Here is a 17,514-nt window from a genome sequence, read left to right on the forward strand (position 1 = left end):
ACGCCCCGGGCCGGAGGCCGAGTTCGAAGCACGGCCCCGCCGCCGAGCCGTGCCGCGCCGGGGCCCGAGTACGGGGAGAGCATGAACGAGGGCAAGCCCACGAAGGCGAAGTGGTGGACCCGACCTCGACCGCAGGGCCCTGCCGGGCAGGAGGGCACCGGAGAGGGCGAGACGGCGACGCCGGGGGCCGACGAGGGGACCCTGCCGGTGGCCGACGGGGCCGCGTCGGAGCACGCCCCGCCCGCGACGAGCGGCATCACCGAGACCGCCGAGGGCGACTTCGAACTGGCACGGCCTGCCGGGGCGACGAGCGTGGAGCAGGCGCCTCCGGAGGCCCGGCACGGCACGTCCGCCACGGTCTCCGGCGGCTCCAACGGCTCCAACGGCTCCAACGGCTCCAACGACGACGGTGACTACGAACTGAGCCGCCCGGTGAGGACGGCTGCGGCGACGGAGCCGGAGAGCGGTTCCGCGCCGGAGCCCGCGACCGGGTCCGTGACCGATCCGGCGGCGCCCGCCGCCGAGTCGTCCGACGAGAACGCGTCGGCGGAGGTGGCCGGGCCGGCCGGTCCTGTCGCCGGGTCGGCCGAGGCCCACGAGCCGGTGGCTCAGCCCCTCCCCGCGTCGGTCGAGCCCACCCCGCCGGTCGTACCCGCCGCGTCGGCCGAGGCCGGCGGCGGCCGTCCCAAGCCCTTGCACGATCCCGACCCCTACAGCACCCCGCCGTACGGCGAACCGGGTCCCTGGGCGCCCGCTCCGCCCGTGCAGCACCCGGCGGTCACGCCCGCTCAAGGGACGGCGCTGCCCACGCCCACGCCGGTTCCGCCGGTGCGGCACCCGGCGGCTCCCGCACCGCAGCCTCCCGCCGACCCCAGCCTCAACCCGAACCCGAACCCGAACCCCGATCCGCACCCGGCCCCGATTCCGAACCCGCACCCAGCCCCGAACCCGCACCCAGCCCCGACCCCCAACGCCGTCCTGCCCGCCTCCGATCCCTGGCGTCGCTACGACCCCTGGGCGGCGCCCGTGGGGCCGCTTCAGCAGAGCGGGGTCGCCCAGGCCAGTGAGGGGCAGGGGCGTCGGCGGGCGAGGAAGGCGCTCGTGGGCGGAGCCCTCACGCTCGCGCTGGTGTCCGGGCTGCTGGGCGGCGTCGTGGGCGTGTACCTGGAGCGGAACGGCGGCCTCGGCGGGGTCGAGTTGCCGCAGGCCTCCGCCGAGCCCGCCGGACGGGACGCGGACAGTGTCGCCGGGATCGCCGCCCGCGCCCTGCCCAGCGTCGTCACGTTGCACGTCAGCGGCGGCGACGGGTCGGGCACAGGCACCGGGTTCGTGCTCGACACCCGTGGTCACATCCTCACCAACAACCACGTCGTCGAGCCCGCCGGATCCAACGGCGAGATAACCGTCGTCTTCAACGGCGGCCAGACCGCCAAGGCCAAGATCGTCGGCCGGGACAGCGGATACGACCTCGCGGTGGTGAAGGTCAGCGGGGTGCAGGGCCTCAAGCCCCTGCCGCTCGGCAACTCCGACAACGTGCAGGTCGGCGACCCGGTCGTGGCCATCGGCGCCCCCTTCGACCTGGCGGGTACCGTCACCTCCGGCATCATCAGCGCCAAGGAACGCCCCATCACGGCCGGCGGCGAGAGCGGCGACGGCAGTGACGTCTCGTACGTGGACGCCCTCCAGACCGACGCGCCCATCAACCCCGGCAACTCCGGCGGCCCCCTCCTCGACGCCCGGGGCCGGGTGATCGGCATCAACTCCGCCATCCGCTCCGCCACCGACGGCACCGCCCCCGACAGCGGCCAGGCCGGCTCCATCGGCCTCGGCTTCGCCATCCCCGTCAACCAGGGCAAACGAGTCGCCGAGGAGCTGATCAACACCGGCAAGGCGACCCACCCGGTCATCGGCATCACCCTCGACATGGAGTACGCCGGCGACGGCGCCCGCGTCGGCACCAAGGGCAACGACGGCGGCTCCCCGGTCACCCCGGGCGGCCCCGGTGAGAAGGCCGGCATCCGGGCCGGTGACGTGATCACCGCGGTCGACGGCCAGCGGATCCACTCCGGCGAGGAGCTGATCGTCAAGACCCGCGCCCACCGCCCCGGCGACCGTCTGGAGCTGACGATCGAACGGGACGGGAAGGAACGCACGCTCTCCCTGGTGCTCGGCTCCTCCGATTGACAGAAACGTCACAGAAGGGGCACCGAATCGGGGCCCCACTAGGCAAACAACGCGGAAAACAGGTCGCCCGCAGCCACGCGGACACCTCGGGACGGTACCGGTCGGACAGGTGCGACAGGTACCGTGGACCCGGCCCGGACCACGGAAGACCGAATTGACCACCGAGGGCCGAGGACCGCGGACATCGCAAGGAGCTTCAGGTGTTCAATGACATAGGTGCGCTCGAGCTGGTGACGATCATCGTCCTGGCCGTGCTCGTCTTCGGTCCCGACAAGCTCCCGAAGGTCATCCAGGACGTGATGCGCACGATCCGGAAGATCCGCGACTTCTCGGAGAGCGCCAAGCAGGACATCCGCGCCGAACTCGGCCCGGAGTTCAAGGACTTCGAGTTCGAAGACCTCAACCCCAAGACGTTCATCCGCAAGCAGCTGGACAACGAGGACCTGGGGCTGAAGGAGATCCGCAACGGCTTCGACCTGAAGAAGGAGATGGCCGAGATCACGGACGCCGTCCACAGCCGCGACACGGATTCCTCCGCGTCCTCTTCTTCCTCGGCTCCCTCGTCTCCCTCTTCTTCCTCTTCCTCGGCTTCCCCGAGCACGTCCGGCGGCGCGGTCGACATGGTGAAGAAGCCCGAGGACCCGGGCAAGGACGACCGTCCGCCCTTCGACGCGGACGCCACCTGAGTCTCCCGCGCCCCCCGATGTGAGGGGGCGCACGCCCCACGCGCCGGGCGGCTTCCCCCCAGCCGACAGCGGGGTGGCTATGCTGCCTGGTTGTTGTGCGGGCCGTACCCGAAGAGGCAACGCCGCCCTAAGGGGGGCGGGCCGGGACGGTCCGGCGAGAGCGAGGAGGCGTCCGGGCAGATGGAGACGACGAGTCGGGCAGTCGCACAGACGCCGGCCGCGGAGGGCGGACAACAGGTCCCCTCCGCCCGGCGCACGGTCGACGACTACCTTGAGGCGCCCTTCCCCTGGTACGGCCTCGACGAGGCCTTCACGGGGCCGCGCTGGCTGATGCAGGTCGGCACCGCCGCCGACGGCGCCGTCGAGTACGGTTCGATCGGGCACGGCGACGAGCCCTCCGTACGGCACGAGACGGCCGGTGAGGAGCGCGGGAAGTTCGCGGTCGTCGTGACCGTCGCCGCGAACCCGTCCCGCCGGAGCGCCGACGGCACCGGGCTGCTGGAGGCCACCTCCGTGTCCTCCGCGGCCTGGCTCGCCGGCGTGGGGCTGCTGTCGTTCACCTGGCCCGGCCAGATGGACCACAGCCTGCGCGACGACTGGCTGGAGCAGCAGACCGAGACGGCGTGGGTGCTGGCGGACGACCTGGCCGGTCCCGACTGGTCGATGCTGTCCCTGCCCGTGGACGGCGTCCTCACCCCCTTCCACTACCGCGAGTCCGAGTTCGGCTGGGTCCTCGCGGGTTCCACCCAGGAAGGGGTGCATCTGGGGGCGTACGGAAGAGGCATGAGCGCCTACGGGCTCGGCTTCGCCGTGGTCAAGGACATCACGGAGTACGACGGGTAGCACGGCCCGTACGACGAGGGGGCGCCGCCCGAAGGACGGCGCCCCCTCGTCGTACGGGCGACGGTACGGAGACTAGAACTTGTTCCTCGGGGTGATCCCCAGAGACAGTCCCGAGAGCCCCCGCTGGCGGCCTCCCAGCTTGCCCGCGATCGCGCGCAGGGCGGAGCCCGCCGGGGAGTCGGGATCGGTCAGGACGACCGGCTTGCCCTCGTCGCCGCCCTCGCGCAGGCGGACGTCGATCGGGATGTTGCCGAGGACGGGGACCGTGGCGCCCGTCGTGCGCGTCAGGCCGTCCGCGACCAGCTGCCCTCCGCCGGTGCCGAAGACGTCGACCATCTCGCCGCAGTGGGGGCAGGGCAGGCCGGACATGTTCTCGACCACGCCGACGATCTTCTGGTGGGTCTGGACGGCGATGGAACCCGCCCGCTCGGCCACCTCCGCCGCCGCCTGCTGAGGCGTCGTCACGACCAGGATCTCCGCGTTGGGGACGAGCTGGGCCACCGAGATGGCGATGTCGCCCGTGCCCGGGGGCAGGTCCAGCAGCAACACGTCCAGGTCGCCCCAGTAAACGTCCGCCAGGAACTGCTGGAGCGCGCGGTGGAGCATCGGACCGCGCCAGACGACCGGGGCGTTGCCCGGGGTGAACATGCCGATGGAGATGACCTTCACGCCGTTCGCCGACGGCGGCATGATCATGTTCTCGACCTGGGTGGGGCGGCCGTCGGCGCCCAGCATGCGGGGCACGGAGTGGCCGTAGATGTCGGCGTCGACCACACCCACCTTCAGCCCGTCCGCCGCCATCGCCGCCGCCAGGTTCACCGTGACCGACGACTTGCCGACGCCGCCCTTGCCGGAGGCCACCGCGTACACGCGGGTGAGCGAGCCGGGCTTGGCGAAGGGGACCTCGCGCTCGGTCTGGCCGCCGCGCAGCGCGGCCGCCAGCTCCTTGCGCTGCTCGTCGCTCATCACGTCCAGAGTCACGTCGACGCCGGTGACGCCCTCGACGCGGGAGACCGCGTCCGTGACACGCTGGGTGATCGTCTCGCGCATCGGGCAGCCGGAGACCGTCAGGTACACGGTGACCGCGACCGCTCCGTCCGCGCCGATCTCCACCGATTTGACCATCCCGAGTTCGGTGATCGGGCGGTTGATCTCGGGGTCGTTCACCGTCGCCAGCGCTTCGCGCACCGCGTCTTCCGTAACCATAAGGACGATGGTACGGCGCCCCGCGGGGCCCCCGGGATGCCCGTCAGCGGTCGTCTATGTCACGTCCGGGCGTCCGTTCTGCCGTGGCTGTCGGGAATACGCCGTGGCCGTTGTGCCGCCCGTCCAGCTCCTTGACCACGTCCTGGAGCTCCGAGCGGATCCAGTCGCGGGTGGCGACCTCGCCGAGCCCGATGCGCAGGGCGGCGACCTCGCGGGTCAGATACTCGGTGTCCGCGATGGAGCGCTCGTTCTGCTTGCGGTCCTGCTCCAGGTTGACCCGGTCGCGGTCGTCCTGCCGGTTCTGCGCCAGCAGGATCAGCGGGGCGGCGTAGGAGGCCTGGAGGGACAGCATCAGCGTCAGGAAGATGAACGGGTACTCGTCGAACCGCAGAGGACGCGGGGCGAGGCTGTTCCACGCCACCCACATGATGATGACGGCCGTCATCCAGACCAGGAACCGCCCGGTGCCGAGGAAGCGGGCGATGCGCTCCGACAGCCGTCCGAAGGCCTCCGGGTCCCACTCGGGCAGGAGCCTGCGCCGCGGCGGGCGCGGCTGGTCCAGGCGGACCCGGGGACGGGTGGCCGCCGTGGCCCCGGCCGGGGTGCGCTCGGCGCGGCCGCTGTCACGCTCAGGAGCCATCGTGGCCACCCCCCGAGGTCTCGTCGAGGTCGAACTCCGTCTCCCGCCAGTCCTCGGGCAGCATGTGGTCCAGCACGTCGTCCACGGTCACCGCGCCCAGCAACGACCCCGCCTCGTCGACGACGGGCGCCGCGACCATGTCGTACGTCGCGAAGAACCCGGCGACCAGCGGCAGCCCGGCGCCCGGGGCGAGGGCCTGGAGGTCGTCGTCGACCACCGCGCTGACCAGCGTGTACGGCGGTTCGCGCAGCAGCCGCTGGAAGTGCACCGTGCCGAGGTACTTGCCGGTGGGTGTCTCGTCGGGTGGCCGGCAGACGTAGACCTGGGCGGCGAGGGCCGGGGAGAGGTCGCGGTTGCGGACCCGGGCGAGCGCGTCGGCGACGGTGGCGTCCGGCCGCAGCACGATCGGCTCGGTCGTCATCAGACCGCCGGCGGTGTGCTCCTCGTACGACATCAGGCGCCGCATGTCGGCCGCGTCGTCCGGCTCCATCAGGCTCAGCAGCCGCTCCTTGTCGTCCTCCGGCAGCTCGGCGAGCAGGTCGGCGGCGTCGTCGGGGTCCATCGCCTCCAGGACGTCCGCGGCGCGCTCCTCCTTCAGCTTGCCGAGGATCTCGATCTGGTCGTCCTCCGGCAGCTCCTCCAGGACGTCGGCGAGGCGGTCGTCGTCGAGGGCGGCGGCGACCTCCGCGCGGCGCTTGGGGGAGAGGTGGTGCAGCACGTTGGCCAGGTCGGCGGGGCGCAGCTGCTCGAAGGTGGCGAGCAGGTTCTCGGCGCCCTGCCCGTGCTCCTCCAGCGAGAAACCGGTGACGGCCGACCACTCGACGGTCAGCGTCTCGCCCTTGCCGCGCCGGAACGCGCCGGCTTTCCTGCCCTTGCGGACGAAGACCCGGTCGATCTCCCAGTCCCGGCGGGCCGGCAACTGCTGCACGGACACGTCGAGGACGGTGACCTCCTCACCGGTCTCGGCGAGGGTGACGCGCCGGTCCAGCAGTTCACCGACGACGAGCCGCTCGGTGGGCCGCTGTTCGAAGCGGCGGACGTTGAGCACGCCGGTGGTGATGACCTGGCCGGACTCGATGCTGGTCACGCGGGTCATGGGCAGGAAGATACGGCGCCGGGTGGGCAGTTCGACGACCAGCCCGAGCAGCCTCGGCGGGCGCCGTCCCACGCGCAGCATGACGACCAGGTCGCGCACGCGCCCCACCTGATCGCCGTTGGGGTCGAAGACGGCGACGCCGGCGAGGTGCGAGACGAAGATCCGGGGGGTTCCGGCCGCCATGACCGCACCTCCTTCTGGGACGGGCCCGTATGTGGTGTTTCCTGTGAGGTTCTTTTCCCAAATGCCCGCTCGTGCGGGCTTCAGGCTAGCCCGTCCCGATCGGATACGCCCTGGTGAGCGGTCCGGACGGACTGGCTCCGCTCGGGATTCCGGGCCCCGGTACGCTGCGGTACGCCGCTCAGGACTTCTCCGCAGAAAGGCAGCTTCCTCTGTGACTGCGATTGCCCAGGGCCGTACCCACCGTCGGGCCGCGCTGGTGAGCGCGATGTGCGCGCTGGTCGTCACGGGCACGGCACTGACAGGGTGCTCCGAGGACCCGGACGCGGGGACGAACGGGGTCGGCAAGCTGCCCGCCGACAAGATCCAGGCGAAGACGAAGGCGGCGGCCGGCGCGGTGGACGCGGTGCGGCTGTCGGGGACCGTGGTCGCCGGCGGGACGTCGTACAAGCTCGACATGCGCCTGAAGTCGGAGGGTGGCAGCGGGTCGGTCACCGCGGGCGGAGCCGCCTTCCACCTGCTGCGGGTCGGCGAGCAGCTGTACCTGAAGGCGGACGCGGCCTTCTGGAAGAACGAGGACGGCAAGGCCGGCAGTGAGTCGGACACGGCGGCCGCGGACAAGCTCGACGGCAAGTACGTGAAGGTGCCGGCCGGCGACCCCTCGTACAAGAAGTTCAGTGGCTTCACGGACAAGGACCTCCTTCTCGGCGATCTGCTGACGCTGCACGGTTCGCTGGACAAGGACGGGCACCACGAGCAGGGCGGTGTGCGGACGATCCGCATCACCGGTGACAAGGGCTCCGGCGGCACGCTGGACGTGTCCCTGGAGGGCACGCCCTACCCGCTGCGGCTGGTGCGCGCGGGCGGCGCCGGCACGCTGAGCTTCTCGGCCTGGGGCCAGGACTTCGCCCTGGAGGAGCCGGCCAAGGGGGAGATGGTGGACTACGGCAAGCAGCTGCCGACCTCGTAGCGGCTACGCCCGTTTGCGCCGCTTGAGGAGCAGTCTCGGCAGGCCCGCCGGGATCGGCTCCCGTGTGGTGGCCGGGGACGGCACCGGCCGCGCCGCCAGATCGCCGTCGGGCAGCGGCGCCGTCGCCCCCGTGGGCTCCAGGCGCAGCACCCGGCACTCCCTGGCCCACCGCTCGGTCATCGCCTCGCCGTCGGGCGCGTTCAGCCGCTTGCCCTTCAGTTCGGCGACGGCCGCGTCCCAGGCCTCGGTGCCGGGGGCGAGCTGCGTGATCCGCGCGGTCCAGGTGACGAGCCGGCCGCCCTTGTCCTTGCTGCGGACGGTCACCTCGGCCGACGCCCCGTCGGTCAGCCCGGGCAGCGGCTGCTCGCCGGGTCCGTCGCCGACCAGGCAGGCGGCGCCGTCGTGCCACACGTGCCACAGTGCTCGTGCGGCCGGGACGCCCGCCGCCGCGACCCAGATGAGGCCGGACTTCTTGGTGGCCTCCTCGACGAGGGCCTGGTCGAGCAGCTCGCGTGTCATGGCCCCAGCCTATCCAGGCGCTCTCACAGCCAGCCGTTGCGCTTGAGCGTGCGGTGGATGCCGAGGCAGAGCATCACCGTGACGCCGAGCACCATCGGGTATCCGAACTTCCACCGCAGCTCGGGCATGTAGTCGAAGTTCATGCCGTACACCCCGCACACCATCGTCGGTACGGCGATGATGGCCGCCCAGGAGGTGATCTTGCGCATGTCCTCGTTCTGCGCGACGGACGCCTGCGCGAGGTTGGCCTGGAGGATGGAGTTGAGCAGCTCGTCGAAGCCGATGACCTGCTCCTGGACGCGGGCGAGGTGGTCGGCGACGTCCCGGAAGTACTTCTGGATGTCGGGGTCGATCAGCCGCATCGGACGCTCGCTCAGCAGCTGCATCGGACGCAGCAACGGCGACACCGCGCGCTTGAACTCCAGTACCTCGCGCTTGAGTTGGTAGATCCGGCCGGCGTCGGTGCCGCGCGGGGTGCCCTTGCGGCCCGGCGAGAAGACCTCGGTCTCCACCTCGTCGATGTCGTCCTGCACGGCGTCCGCGACCGCGATGTAGCCGTCGACCACGTGGTCGGCGATGGCGTGCAGTACGGCCGAGGGGCCCTTGGCGAGCAGCTCGGGGTCGTCCTGGAGGCGGTGGCGCAGCGCGCGCAGCGAGCCCTGGCCGCCGTGCCGGACGGTGATGAAGAAGTCCCGGCCGGTGAAGCACATGACCTCGCCGGTCTCGACGACCTCGCTGTTGGCGTCGAGCTGGTCGTGCTCGACGTAGTGGATGGTCTTGAAGACGGTGAACAGGGAGTCGTCGTAGCGCTCCAGCTTGGGGCGCTGGTGGGCCTGGACGGCGTCCTCGACGGCCAGCGGGTGCAGTCCGAACTCGCCGGCGATACCGGCGAATTCGGACTCGGTGGGCTCGTGCAGCCCGATCCAGACGAAGCCGCCGTCGCGGCGCACCTGGCGCATCGCCTCGTGCGGGGTGAGCGGGGTGGGGCTCGGCACGCGCGCGCCGTCGCGGTAGACCGCGCAGTCCACGACGGCCGAGGGCGTGGCCGGGTCGCGGGTGGTGTCGTAGGCGCCGCCGTGCTCCTTGCGCGGCAGGGGGCGGGACGGGCGGACCACGGCACGCAGGTCGCGGATCATCGACATGGCAGGCTCCTTCGCGACAGGCGACGAAAGGCGCCGACGACGGGTGGAACTACCCGGAATGGGGACGTCCTGGGTGCGGATGTTTGGCACGTCCACAAAGCGGGGAGCACCGCACCGTCGCGGTGGCGGGTTTCGTCACTGATTCAGCTACTGCTTCAGATCAGAGGATCGGAAAGATCAGACACATCGGTCGGATCGGTCGGATCCGGTAAAGCGAAACGAAGTGCTCTTCCGTGTGAAGACGCGAACGCGAGAGGCGGCGGTCAGCCGGAGCCACACAGCTACATCAGCGGCGGGAAGAGCGAGTGGTACTGCACGGTCGACTTCGATCCATGACAGCCCCACCTCCTCCAGCCGGTCCCCCGTGAGGGAATCTCTTCGGCGTCAGGGCTTGATCGCGACGCTTCTGCGTGCTGCCCCGAACCACCGGGCCAGAGTATCAGTCGACGGAAGTGTCAAGGCGCTGCTTTGCCCGGTACTGATGAGTTCTATGCTCGCGGCATGGCAGATGTTCTTCCTCTGGTCGAGGCCCGGTTGCGTACCGCGCTGGGCGAGCCGGACGCCCGGGCCGCCGTCACCTTCCTGGGGACGGACCGTATCGAGGTGCTCCGTTTCCATGAGGGCGACATCGTGCGCTACGCCACACTCGGCATGTCCGCGCAGCCGATGAGCGACCCCACCGCGATGGTCGCCGACCCCGTCAAGGGTCCCCGTGCCGAGCTGGTCCTCTCCGTGCGCGGTGGCCTCGCCGACACCGACAAGGTGCTCCGCCCGCTCGCCGTGCTGGCGGCGTCCCCGCAGGTCGAGGGCGTGATCGTGGCCCCCGGCGCCTCGCTCGACGTTGGTGAACCCCTCTGGCCGGGCGCCCCGTTCAGCTCCGTGCTGGTCGCCGAGCCGGGCGGCCTGGTCGAGGATCTGCAACTCGACGCGCCGCTCGACCCGGTCCGTTTCCTGCCGCTGCTGCCGATGACCCCGAACGAGGCCGCCTGGAAGCGGGTGCACGGAGCCCAGGCCCTCCAGGAGCGGTGGCTGACGAACGGGACGGACCTCAGGGATCCGTCCCGCAGGTCCGTCCCGCTCGACTGACGCGGCGTGAGGAAGGTCACCAACCGATGGCCGCGGAGCCTCAGTTGGCGAACACGGTGACGCCGTCCTCCGCCGCGTGCCGGGGCTCCAGCTCCTCGGCCTCATGGGTGAGCGCGTGCCGCCGTACGACGACCACCAGCGCGCCCGCGAGCGCGGTCGCCGCCGCGACCACGAACGGGATGTGGACGTCGGTCCACTCCTCTATCTTCGGCGCGAACCACGGCGCGGCCGCCGCCGCGAACCACCGCACGAAGTTGTAGCCCGCGCTCGCCACGGGACGCGGCGCGTCCGAGACGCCGAGCGCGAGCTCCGTGTACACCGTGTTGTTCACGCCGATGAACGCGCCGGACAGGATCGTGCAGACGACGGCCGTGGTGTGGTCGCCGTAGCCGAGGACCAGCATGTCGGCCGCGAGCAGCACCAGTGACCCGCCGAGCACCTTCAGCGACCCGAACCGCTCCTGGAGGCGCGGGGCCACGACGACCGAGAAGACGGCGAGCAGCAGGCCCCAGGCGAAGAAGACGACACCGGACCGGTAGGGCGTCATGTCCAGCACGAACGGCGTGAAGGCCAGCACGGTGAAGAACGTGTAGTTGTAGAAGAACGAGGAGACGGCCGCCGAGGCCAGGCCGCCGTGGCCGAGCGCCCTGACCGGGTCGAGCGGGGAGATCTTCCGGGCCGGCTTCGGCTGCTCCCGCAGGAACGCCGCGATGCACAGGAAGCCGACCGCCATCAGCGCGGCGGTGCCGAAGAAGGGGTAGCGCCAGCTCGCGTCGCCGAGCAGCGCGCCCAGCAGCGGTCCGCACGCCATGCCGAGGCCGAGGGCGGACTCGTAGAGCAGGATCGCCGCCGCGCTGCCGCCGGCCGCGGCGCCGACGATGACCGCGAGGGCCGTGGAGACGAACAGCGCGTTGCCCAGCCCCCATCCGGCGCGGTAGCCGACGAGCTGGTCGACCGTGTCCGAGGTGCCGGCCAGGCCTGCGAAGACGACGACGAGCGCGAGGCCGAGCAGCAGGGTCCGGCGGCCGCCGACGCGGCTGGAGACGGACCCGGTCACCAGCATCGCGAAGGCCGTGATCAGGAAGTACGAGGTGAACAGGAGGGAGACCTGGCCGGCCGAGGCGTCGAGGCCCTCGGCGATGGACGGCAGGATCGGGTCGACGAGTCCGATGCCCATGAAGGCGACGACGGACGCGCCGGCGGTCGCCCAGACCGCCTTGGGCTGCCGCAGGATGCCGCCTGCTCCGGCGTCGAAGGGGTCCATGCGTGCTCCAATCCCGACGTAGATGGTTGGCTTCTGCACATAGTAAGTTAGAGGCTCTAACTAATGCAAGCTACATCTATCTCGGCCCTTCCGTCCGGACGGGTGATCGTCCTTGACGTGGACGGGATGGGGTAGGACCGTGGGGCCCTATGAGGGGCGAACCCAGTTGCCCGAAGTGTGGTGGCCGGGTCAGGGCTCCCGGACTCTTCGCCGATTCCTGGCAGTGCGATGTGCATGGGACGGTGCATCCGCTGCAGCCCGTGATCCCGCCCAGCGTCGAGGCCCTCAGTGTCGTGGTGCACCGCACACAGGTGCCGGTGTGGATGCCGTGGCCGCTGCCGGTCGGCTGGCTGTTCACGGGTGTGACGTACGCCGGGGACGACCGCAGTGGCGGTCGCGCGTCGGCCGTGGCCTGCTCGGGACCCGGACCGCTCGGCGGGGTGGGCGAGTTGATCCTGGTCGCGGAGGAGCTCGGCGTCGGACTTGGCGCGCGCTACGCCGGCATCGACGGTCCCGACCCCGGCCCGTACCTGAACGTCGAGAAGCCGCCCCAGGCCAAGGTGCTGGCGGCCGGCCGCCCCACCCCGCTCTGGCATGTCTCCGGCGTGCCGGACGACCGTGCCGTCTTCGCGGGCGAGGCGCGCGGGCTGTGGCTGTGGGCGGTGGTCTGGCCCGAGCAGTCCGGCCTGCTGATGTACGACGAGCTGGTGCTGACCGATCTGCGGGACGCGGGTGCGGAGATCGAACTGGTGCCGTGCGGGGCGCTGTCGCCACGCTTGCTCAAGCCGTAGCCGCGCTGTCCGTCGGGGCGTCGGTCAGGCGGTGCTGTCCCTCGGGGTGCCCGCTGGAGGGCGATGTCCCTCAGGTGTGTCGGTGGAGGCCTCGCGGTGTGTCGGCGTAGGTCTCGGGGCGTGTCGGCGTAGTCCTCGGGTGTTTCGGTGTAGGGGGTGCTCGCCGGGTGCGGGTGTGACAAGGAGCTTGAAAATCCGGTTATCCTTGAGCGTCCCCGTCCGTCCCGTCACCGCCTGGAGTCCGTGTCGTGCGCATTGACCTGCACTGCCACTCCACGGCCTCGGACGGTACCGACACCCCGGCCGAGCTGGTCCGCAAGGCGGCCGCGGCGGGGCTGGACGTCGTCGCGCTGACCGACCACGACACCACCCGGGGCCATGCCGCGGCGATCGCCGCGCTGCCGGCGGGGCTCACCCTCGTCACCGGCGCCGAGCTGTCCTGCCGTATCGACGGCATCAGCATGCACATGCTGGCCTATCTGTTCGACCCCGAGGAGCCCGCGCTGCTCGCCGAGCGCGAGCTGGTGCGCGACGACCGGGTGCCGCGGGCACGGGGCATGATCGCCAAGCTCAACGACCTGGGCGTGCCCGTCACCTGGGAGCAGGTCGCGCGGATCGCCGGAGACGGATCCGTCGGGCGACCGCACGTCGCGACCGCGCTGGTGGAACTGGGCGTCGTGCCGAGCGTGAGCGACGCGTTCACGCCGGACTGGCTGGCCGACGGCGGCCGGGCCTACGTCGAGAAGCACGAGACCGACCCGTTCGAGGCGATCCGGCTGGTCAAGGCCGCGGGCGGGGTCACCGTCTTCGCGCACCCCGGCGCCAGCAAGCGCGGTCGTACGGTGCCGGAGTCGGCGATCGCCGAGCTGGCCGCCGCCGGCCTGGACGGCATCGAGATCGACCACATGGACCACGACGCGGACACCCGCGCGCGGCTGCGGGGGCTCGCCAAGGAGCTGGGGCTGCTGGTGACCGGGTCGAGCGACTACCACGGCAGCCGCAAGACCTGTGTGCTCGGCGAGTACACGACCGACCCCGAGGTGTACGGGGAGATCACCCGGCGGGCGACCGGGGCGTTCCCGGTGCCGGGGACCGGCGGGGCCTGAGGGTCACCCCCGCACGTCCACCACTTCCACCCGCTCCTTCCGCAAGGCCTCTGAACTGATGTTCGACATCGCCGTCTTCGGCTCTCTCTTCCTGACCCTTTTTGTCATCATGGATCCCCCTGGGATCACCCCGATCTTCCTCGCGCTGACCGCCGGGCGCCCCGGCAAGACGCAGAAGCGGATGGCCTTCCAGGCCGTCTGTGTGGCCGGCGGGGTGATCGCCGTCTTCGGGCTGCTCGGGCACCAGATCCTGAACTACCTGCACGTGTCCGTGCCCGCGCTGATGATCGCGGGCGGGCTGCTGCTCCTGCTGATCGCGCTCGACCTGCTCACCGGCAAGACCGACGAGCCGAAGCAGACCAAGGACGTCAACGTCGCGCTGGTCCCGCTGGGCATGCCGCTGCTGGCCGGTCCCGGTGCGATCGTGTCGGTCATCCTGGCCGTGCAGAAGGCCGACAGCGCCGCCACGCAGGTCTCGGTGTGGACGGCGATCCTCGCCATCCATGTCGTGCTGTGGCTGGTGATGCGCTACTCGCTGCTGATCATCCGGGTCATCAAGGACGGCGGCGTGGTGCTCGTGACCCGGCTCGCGGGCATGATGCTCTCCGCGATCGCCGTGCAGCAGATCATCAACGGCGTCACGCAGGTGATCCAGGGGGCCTGAGCCCGCGCGGAAAAATCGCGGAGCCCCGTACGGCGTTCGGGTGACGATCGCCGTACGGGGCTCCGAAGTGTGTGAGGGGACCCGCGGGGTTACGAGGCCGAGGTGTCGGCCGGACGGATCCACAGTCGCTGCCCGATGGCGGCGGCCTGCTGAACGATCCGGTTGACGGAGGCGGCGTCCACGACGGTGCTGTCCACGGGGGTTCCGTCGACGTCGTCGAGTCGCATGATTTCGAAGCGCATGGGCTTCTCCCTTCGTCTGGTCATCCTCCTGAGGAGAATTGCTGTTACGTGAGGAGTCAACGCGGTGCGTGTTACAAACATTCCTTACGCTAAAGAAATTTTTCGAACGTCTAATTACTGACGGGTAGGCCGGTTCGTCGGGACCGAACGGGACCGGTTGTGTTCGCAGCGTGACCACCGGGACAATGGTGGTGATGAACGACGACCTCGCGGCCCTCGCCGCCCGCATCGACCGCACGAACGAGCTGCTGCACCGCATGCTCGCCGAGGTGGCGAAGACGCCTTCGACCCATGCGATCTTCGTGGATGCGGGGTACCTCTACGCGGCTGCCGGCCGGCTGGTCGCCGGGACCGAGGACCGCAGGGCGTTCGATCTGGACGCCGAGGGCCTGATCGAGGCGCTCATCGACCGGGCCCGCACGATATTCGCGGACAGCCGGCTGCTGCGGGTCTACTGGTACGACGGCGCCCGGCGCCGTATCCACACCGCCGAGCAGCAGTCCATCGCCGAACTCCCGGACGTCAAGGTCAGGTTGGGCAACCTCAACGCCAACAACCAGCAGAAGGGCGTCGATTCGCTGATCCGCACCGACCTGGAGTCCCTCGCCCGCCACCGCGCCATCAGCGACGCGGCACTGCTGGGCGGCGACGAGGACCTGGTGTCGGCGGTGGAGGCCGCCCAGGGGTACGGCGCCCGCGTCCACCTCTGGGGCATCGAGGCGCCGGAGGGCCGCAACCAGGCGGAACCGCTCCTGTGGGAGGTCGACAGCCAGCGCACCCTGGACCTCGACTTCTTCAAGCCGTACGTCTCACGGCGCACCGCCCCCGCCTACGAGGCGGTCGGCGCCACCCGGCCCACCCGCGAGGACGTCCGCTTCGTCGGCGCGCAGATCGCGGCCAAGTGGCTGGCGGCGCGGGGCCGGGAGTCCCTCATCGAGCTGCTGCCCGGCCACCCCTACCTGCCCGGCTCGGTCGACCAGGACCTGCTGGTGGAGGCGGAAGGCATCCTCCAGTACTCGCTGCGCGGCCAGGCGGATCTGAGACGAGCGCTGCGGGACGGGTTCTGGGAGCACCTTCAGGCGCAGTACTAGCAGTACTAGCAGTACTAGGCGTACCGGCAGTACGGGCACGTTTGTGGTGATACCGGCACGCTCTAGTAGCACCGGCATGTTCTAGTGGTGCCGGCTGTCGCCGTTCGGGATGTCGTCCCAGAAGTCGGCCAGGGCGTGGGCCGTCGGCAGGGGCTGGTCCAGGTTCGGGGAGTGCTCGGCGCCCGGGACGACCGTCCGTCGGGCGCCCAGGGCCACGGCCATGTCGTCCAGGACCGTCACGGGCCAGGTGTCGTCGCGCGCGCCCGACAGCACGTGGAACGGCAGCGGCACGGCGGCGAGTTCCGCGACCCGGTTCGGCTCGACGAGCAACTGGCGGCCGGTGACGAGGAGCTGAGCTGGCTTGTGGTTCAGCCAGCGCATGCGCAGCGCGGCCAGTTCGCCGAAGCCGCGGGCGGGCCCGCCGACCTCCTCCGGTGGTCCCATCGCCAGGATGGCCTGCCACACCTCCGGCATCGTCATCACCGCGAGCGCGTCGTGCAGCAGCTTCACCCGCTGCTGCTGCGACTCGGAGATCTGCGCCGGGCCCGAGGCGACGAGGGTGAGCGAGCGGAAGGGGGAGTGGTCCAGGAGCACGGCGGCGCGGGCGATCTGGCCGCCCATGGAGTGTCCGACGAGGTGCACCGGGACGCCGAGGGCCGCCGCCTGGGCGAGTACGTCCCGCGCCAGCTCCTCCTGCGCGTACGGCGCCTCGTCGTCCGCCGGCCCGTCGGTCTCGTTCTGCCCTCGTCCGTCCACGGCGACGGTCCGGTAGCCGCGTGCCGCGAGGGGCTCGTGCAGCGGATGGAAGTCCTCCTTGCTCCCGGTGAACCCCGGCAGCAGCAGCGCGACACCGCGCGGCTCGGCCCCCGTCGCGACCGGCGAGTCGACGACGGCGAACTCACCACGCGCGGTCCGAAGGCGGCGGGCGCGGGCACCGGGAGGCGGTGCGAAGGGGGTGCTCGGGCTGGTCACGGGGTGAGGCTACCGGGAGGAGCGGCGGGGCGCGGGCGGGGGAACGCCGATGGCCCGGCCCTCCCTGGGGAGAGCCGGGCCATCCTGCCGTCCTGCTCGGGGTCAGCCGTCCGTGCCCTCTACGGCGGCTGCCACCTTGCGCGTACGCCGTGCCTTCGGCTTCGCCTCGTCAGCCTCGGCGGGGGCCGTGGCCGCCGTCTTGCGGGTGCGGCGGGGCTTGGGTTCCGGTTCCTGCGTGGCCTGGGCCGGGATCTCGGCGGTGGTGGCCGCCGTTTCCGGCTGGGTGGCCTTGCGGGTGGTCCGGCGGCGGGGCTTGGCCTCGGTGGCTTCGGCCGTGTCGGCGGCGGTTTCCGCCGGGGTGGCGGTCTTGGCCGCTGTCTTGCGGGTGCGGCGGGGCTTGGCCTCGGTGGCTTCGGCCGTGTCGACCGCGGCTTCCGCCGTGGCCGCCGTCTTGCGGGTGCGGCGGGGCTTGGGTTCCGGTTCCTGCGTGGCCTGGGCCGGGATCTCGGCGGTGGTGGCCGCCGTTTCCGGCTGGGTGGCCTTGCGGGTGGTCCGGCGGCGGGGCTTGGCCTCGGTGGCTTCGGCCGTGTCGACGGTGGCTTCCGCCGGGGCGGGGGCCGTGGCTGCCGTCTTGCGGGTGCGGCGGGGCTTGGCCTCGGTGGCTTCGGCCGTGTCGACGGCGGTTTCCGCCGGGGTGGCGGTCTTGGCTGCCGTCTTGCGGGTGCGGCGGGGCTTGGCCTCGGTGGCTTCGGCCGTGTCGACGGTGGCTTCCGCCGGGGTGGCGGTCTTGGCTGCCGTCTTGCGGGTGCGGCGGGGCTTGGCCTCGGTGGCT

The 17,514-nt window shown here is 71.3% G+C and carries 17 protein-coding genes and 1 pseudogene; 9 read left to right on the forward strand and 9 right to left on the reverse strand.

The genetic code is table 11. The features are described from left to right. Positions 1–81: 81 nt before the first annotated feature. The 3 genes from ALMP_RS39400 (at position 82) to ALMP_RS39410 (ending at position 3,713) form a co-directional block, all read left to right on the forward strand. Positions 82–2,184, forward strand: a complete 2,103-nt coding sequence (locus ALMP_RS39400) for a S1C family serine protease (RefSeq protein WP_264936789.1) — start codon at positions 82–84, stop codon at positions 2,182–2,184. 200 nt (positions 2,185–2,384) lie between these two features. After that, positions 2,385–2,870 carry a sec-independent translocase gene (locus ALMP_RS39405; protein ID WP_264936790.1) on the forward strand — a complete coding sequence of 162 codons (486 nt, stop codon included), beginning with the start codon at positions 2,385–2,387 and terminating at the stop codon, positions 2,868–2,870. Between the two features lie 180 nt (positions 2,871–3,050). Next, positions 3,051–3,713 (forward strand): hypothetical protein, encoded by a 663-nt coding sequence (locus ALMP_RS39410; protein ID WP_264936791.1) that lies wholly within the window; start codon positions 3,051–3,053, stop codon positions 3,711–3,713. Between the two features lie 72 nt (positions 3,714–3,785). On the opposite strand, the gene ALMP_RS39415 is transcribed toward ALMP_RS39410, so the two are convergent. Genes ALMP_RS39415 through ALMP_RS39425 form a run of 3 tightly spaced genes read right to left on the reverse strand, consistent with a single transcriptional unit; the run spans position 3,786 to position 6,838 of the window. Continuing rightward, positions 3,786–4,919 carry an Mrp/NBP35 family ATP-binding protein gene (locus ALMP_RS39415; protein WP_264936792.1) on the reverse strand — a complete coding sequence of 378 codons (1,134 nt, stop codon included), beginning with the start codon at positions 4,917–4,919 and terminating at the stop codon, positions 3,786–3,788. Positions 4,920–4,962: 43 nt separating this feature from the next. Then, the gene (locus ALMP_RS39420; RefSeq protein ID WP_264936793.1) at positions 4,963–5,559 is read right to left on the reverse strand and encodes a DUF1003 domain-containing protein; all 597 of its coding nucleotides are present in this window, start codon (positions 5,557–5,559) and stop codon (positions 4,963–4,965) included. After that, positions 5,549–6,838 (reverse strand): magnesium transporter MgtE N-terminal domain-containing protein, encoded by a 1,290-nt coding sequence (locus tag ALMP_RS39425; protein WP_264936794.1) that lies wholly within the window; start codon positions 6,836–6,838, stop codon positions 5,549–5,551. The genes ALMP_RS39420 and ALMP_RS39425 overlap by 11 nt, the downstream gene beginning before the upstream one ends. A 211-nt stretch (positions 6,839–7,049) precedes the next feature. Here ALMP_RS39425 and ALMP_RS39430 point away from each other — a divergent pair, with 211 nt between their 5' ends. After that, positions 7,050–7,805, forward strand: a complete 756-nt coding sequence (locus tag ALMP_RS39430; protein WP_375803608.1) for a hypothetical protein — start codon at positions 7,050–7,052, stop codon at positions 7,803–7,805. A 3-nt stretch (positions 7,806–7,808) separates the two neighbouring features. On the opposite strand, the gene ALMP_RS39435 is transcribed toward ALMP_RS39430, so the two are convergent. Both ALMP_RS39435 and ALMP_RS39440 read right to left on the reverse strand, forming a co-directional pair. Further along, complete coding sequence (locus ALMP_RS39435; protein WP_264936795.1) at positions 7,809–8,324, reverse strand: hypothetical protein; 516 nt, start codon at positions 8,322–8,324, stop codon at positions 7,809–7,811. 23 nt (positions 8,325–8,347) lie between these two features. Beyond that, positions 8,348–9,466, reverse strand: coding sequence for a magnesium and cobalt transport protein CorA (locus tag ALMP_RS39440; protein WP_264936796.1), 1,119 nt, complete (start codon positions 9,464–9,466; stop codon positions 8,348–8,350). Between the two features lie 501 nt (positions 9,467–9,967). On the opposite strand from ALMP_RS39440, the gene ALMP_RS39445 reads away from it, so the two are divergent. After that, positions 9,968–10,552 carry a suppressor of fused domain protein gene (locus ALMP_RS39445; protein WP_264936797.1) on the forward strand — a complete coding sequence of 195 codons (585 nt, stop codon included), beginning with the start codon at positions 9,968–9,970 and terminating at the stop codon, positions 10,550–10,552. Between the two features lie 40 nt (positions 10,553–10,592). On the opposite strand, the gene ALMP_RS39450 is transcribed toward ALMP_RS39445, so the two are convergent. Beyond that, on the reverse strand, positions 10,593–11,816 hold the full coding sequence (locus tag ALMP_RS39450; RefSeq protein WP_264936798.1) for an MFS transporter: 1,224 nt from the start codon (positions 11,814–11,816) through the stop codon (positions 10,593–10,595). 149 nt (positions 11,817–11,965) lie between these two features. On the opposite strand from ALMP_RS39450, the gene ALMP_RS39455 reads away from it, so the two are divergent. From ALMP_RS39455 to ALMP_RS39465, 3 genes are all read left to right on the forward strand, one after another. Further along, positions 11,966–12,607 (forward strand): DUF6758 family protein, encoded by a 642-nt coding sequence (locus ALMP_RS39455; protein ID WP_264936799.1) that lies wholly within the window; start codon positions 11,966–11,968, stop codon positions 12,605–12,607. Positions 12,608–12,855: 248 nt separating this feature from the next. Further along, positions 12,856–13,713, forward strand: a complete 858-nt coding sequence (locus tag ALMP_RS39460; RefSeq protein ID WP_264936800.1) for a PHP domain-containing protein — start codon at positions 12,856–12,858, stop codon at positions 13,711–13,713. A gap of 58 nt (positions 13,714–13,771) precedes the next feature. Then, positions 13,772–14,377 (forward strand): MarC family protein, encoded by a 606-nt coding sequence (locus ALMP_RS39465; protein ID WP_264936801.1) that lies wholly within the window; start codon positions 13,772–13,774, stop codon positions 14,375–14,377. 89 nt (positions 14,378–14,466) lie between these two features. Here ALMP_RS39465 and ALMP_RS39470 read toward each other — a convergent pair whose 3' ends face one another. After that, positions 14,467–14,619 (reverse strand): hypothetical protein, encoded by a 153-nt coding sequence (locus ALMP_RS39470; protein ID WP_007384531.1) that lies wholly within the window; start codon positions 14,617–14,619, stop codon positions 14,467–14,469. Between the two features lie 194 nt (positions 14,620–14,813). Between ALMP_RS39470 and ALMP_RS39475 the strand changes: the two genes are divergently transcribed. Beyond that, the gene (locus tag ALMP_RS39475) at positions 14,814–15,710 is read left to right on the forward strand and encodes an NYN domain-containing protein (protein ID WP_264936802.1); all 897 of its coding nucleotides are present in this window, start codon (positions 14,814–14,816) and stop codon (positions 15,708–15,710) included. 81 nt (positions 15,711–15,791) lie between these two features. Here the strand turns inward: ALMP_RS39475 and ALMP_RS39480 are convergent, their stop codons facing one another. Together ALMP_RS39480 and ALMP_RS39485 are read right to left on the reverse strand one after the other, a co-directional pair. Further along, the gene (locus tag ALMP_RS39480; RefSeq protein ID WP_264936803.1) at positions 15,792–16,682 is read right to left on the reverse strand and encodes an alpha/beta fold hydrolase; all 891 of its coding nucleotides are present in this window, start codon (positions 16,680–16,682) and stop codon (positions 15,792–15,794) included. A 102-nt stretch (positions 16,683–16,784) separates the two neighbouring features. Then, positions 16,785–17,514: pseudogene (locus ALMP_RS39485) on the reverse strand (DEAD/DEAH box helicase); the annotation flags it as partial.

Origin of the sequence: Streptomyces sp. A012304 (assembly GCF_026008495.1) — a bacterium.
In the GTDB taxonomy this organism is placed as follows: Bacteria; Actinomycetota; Actinomycetes; order Streptomycetales; family Streptomycetaceae; genus Streptomyces.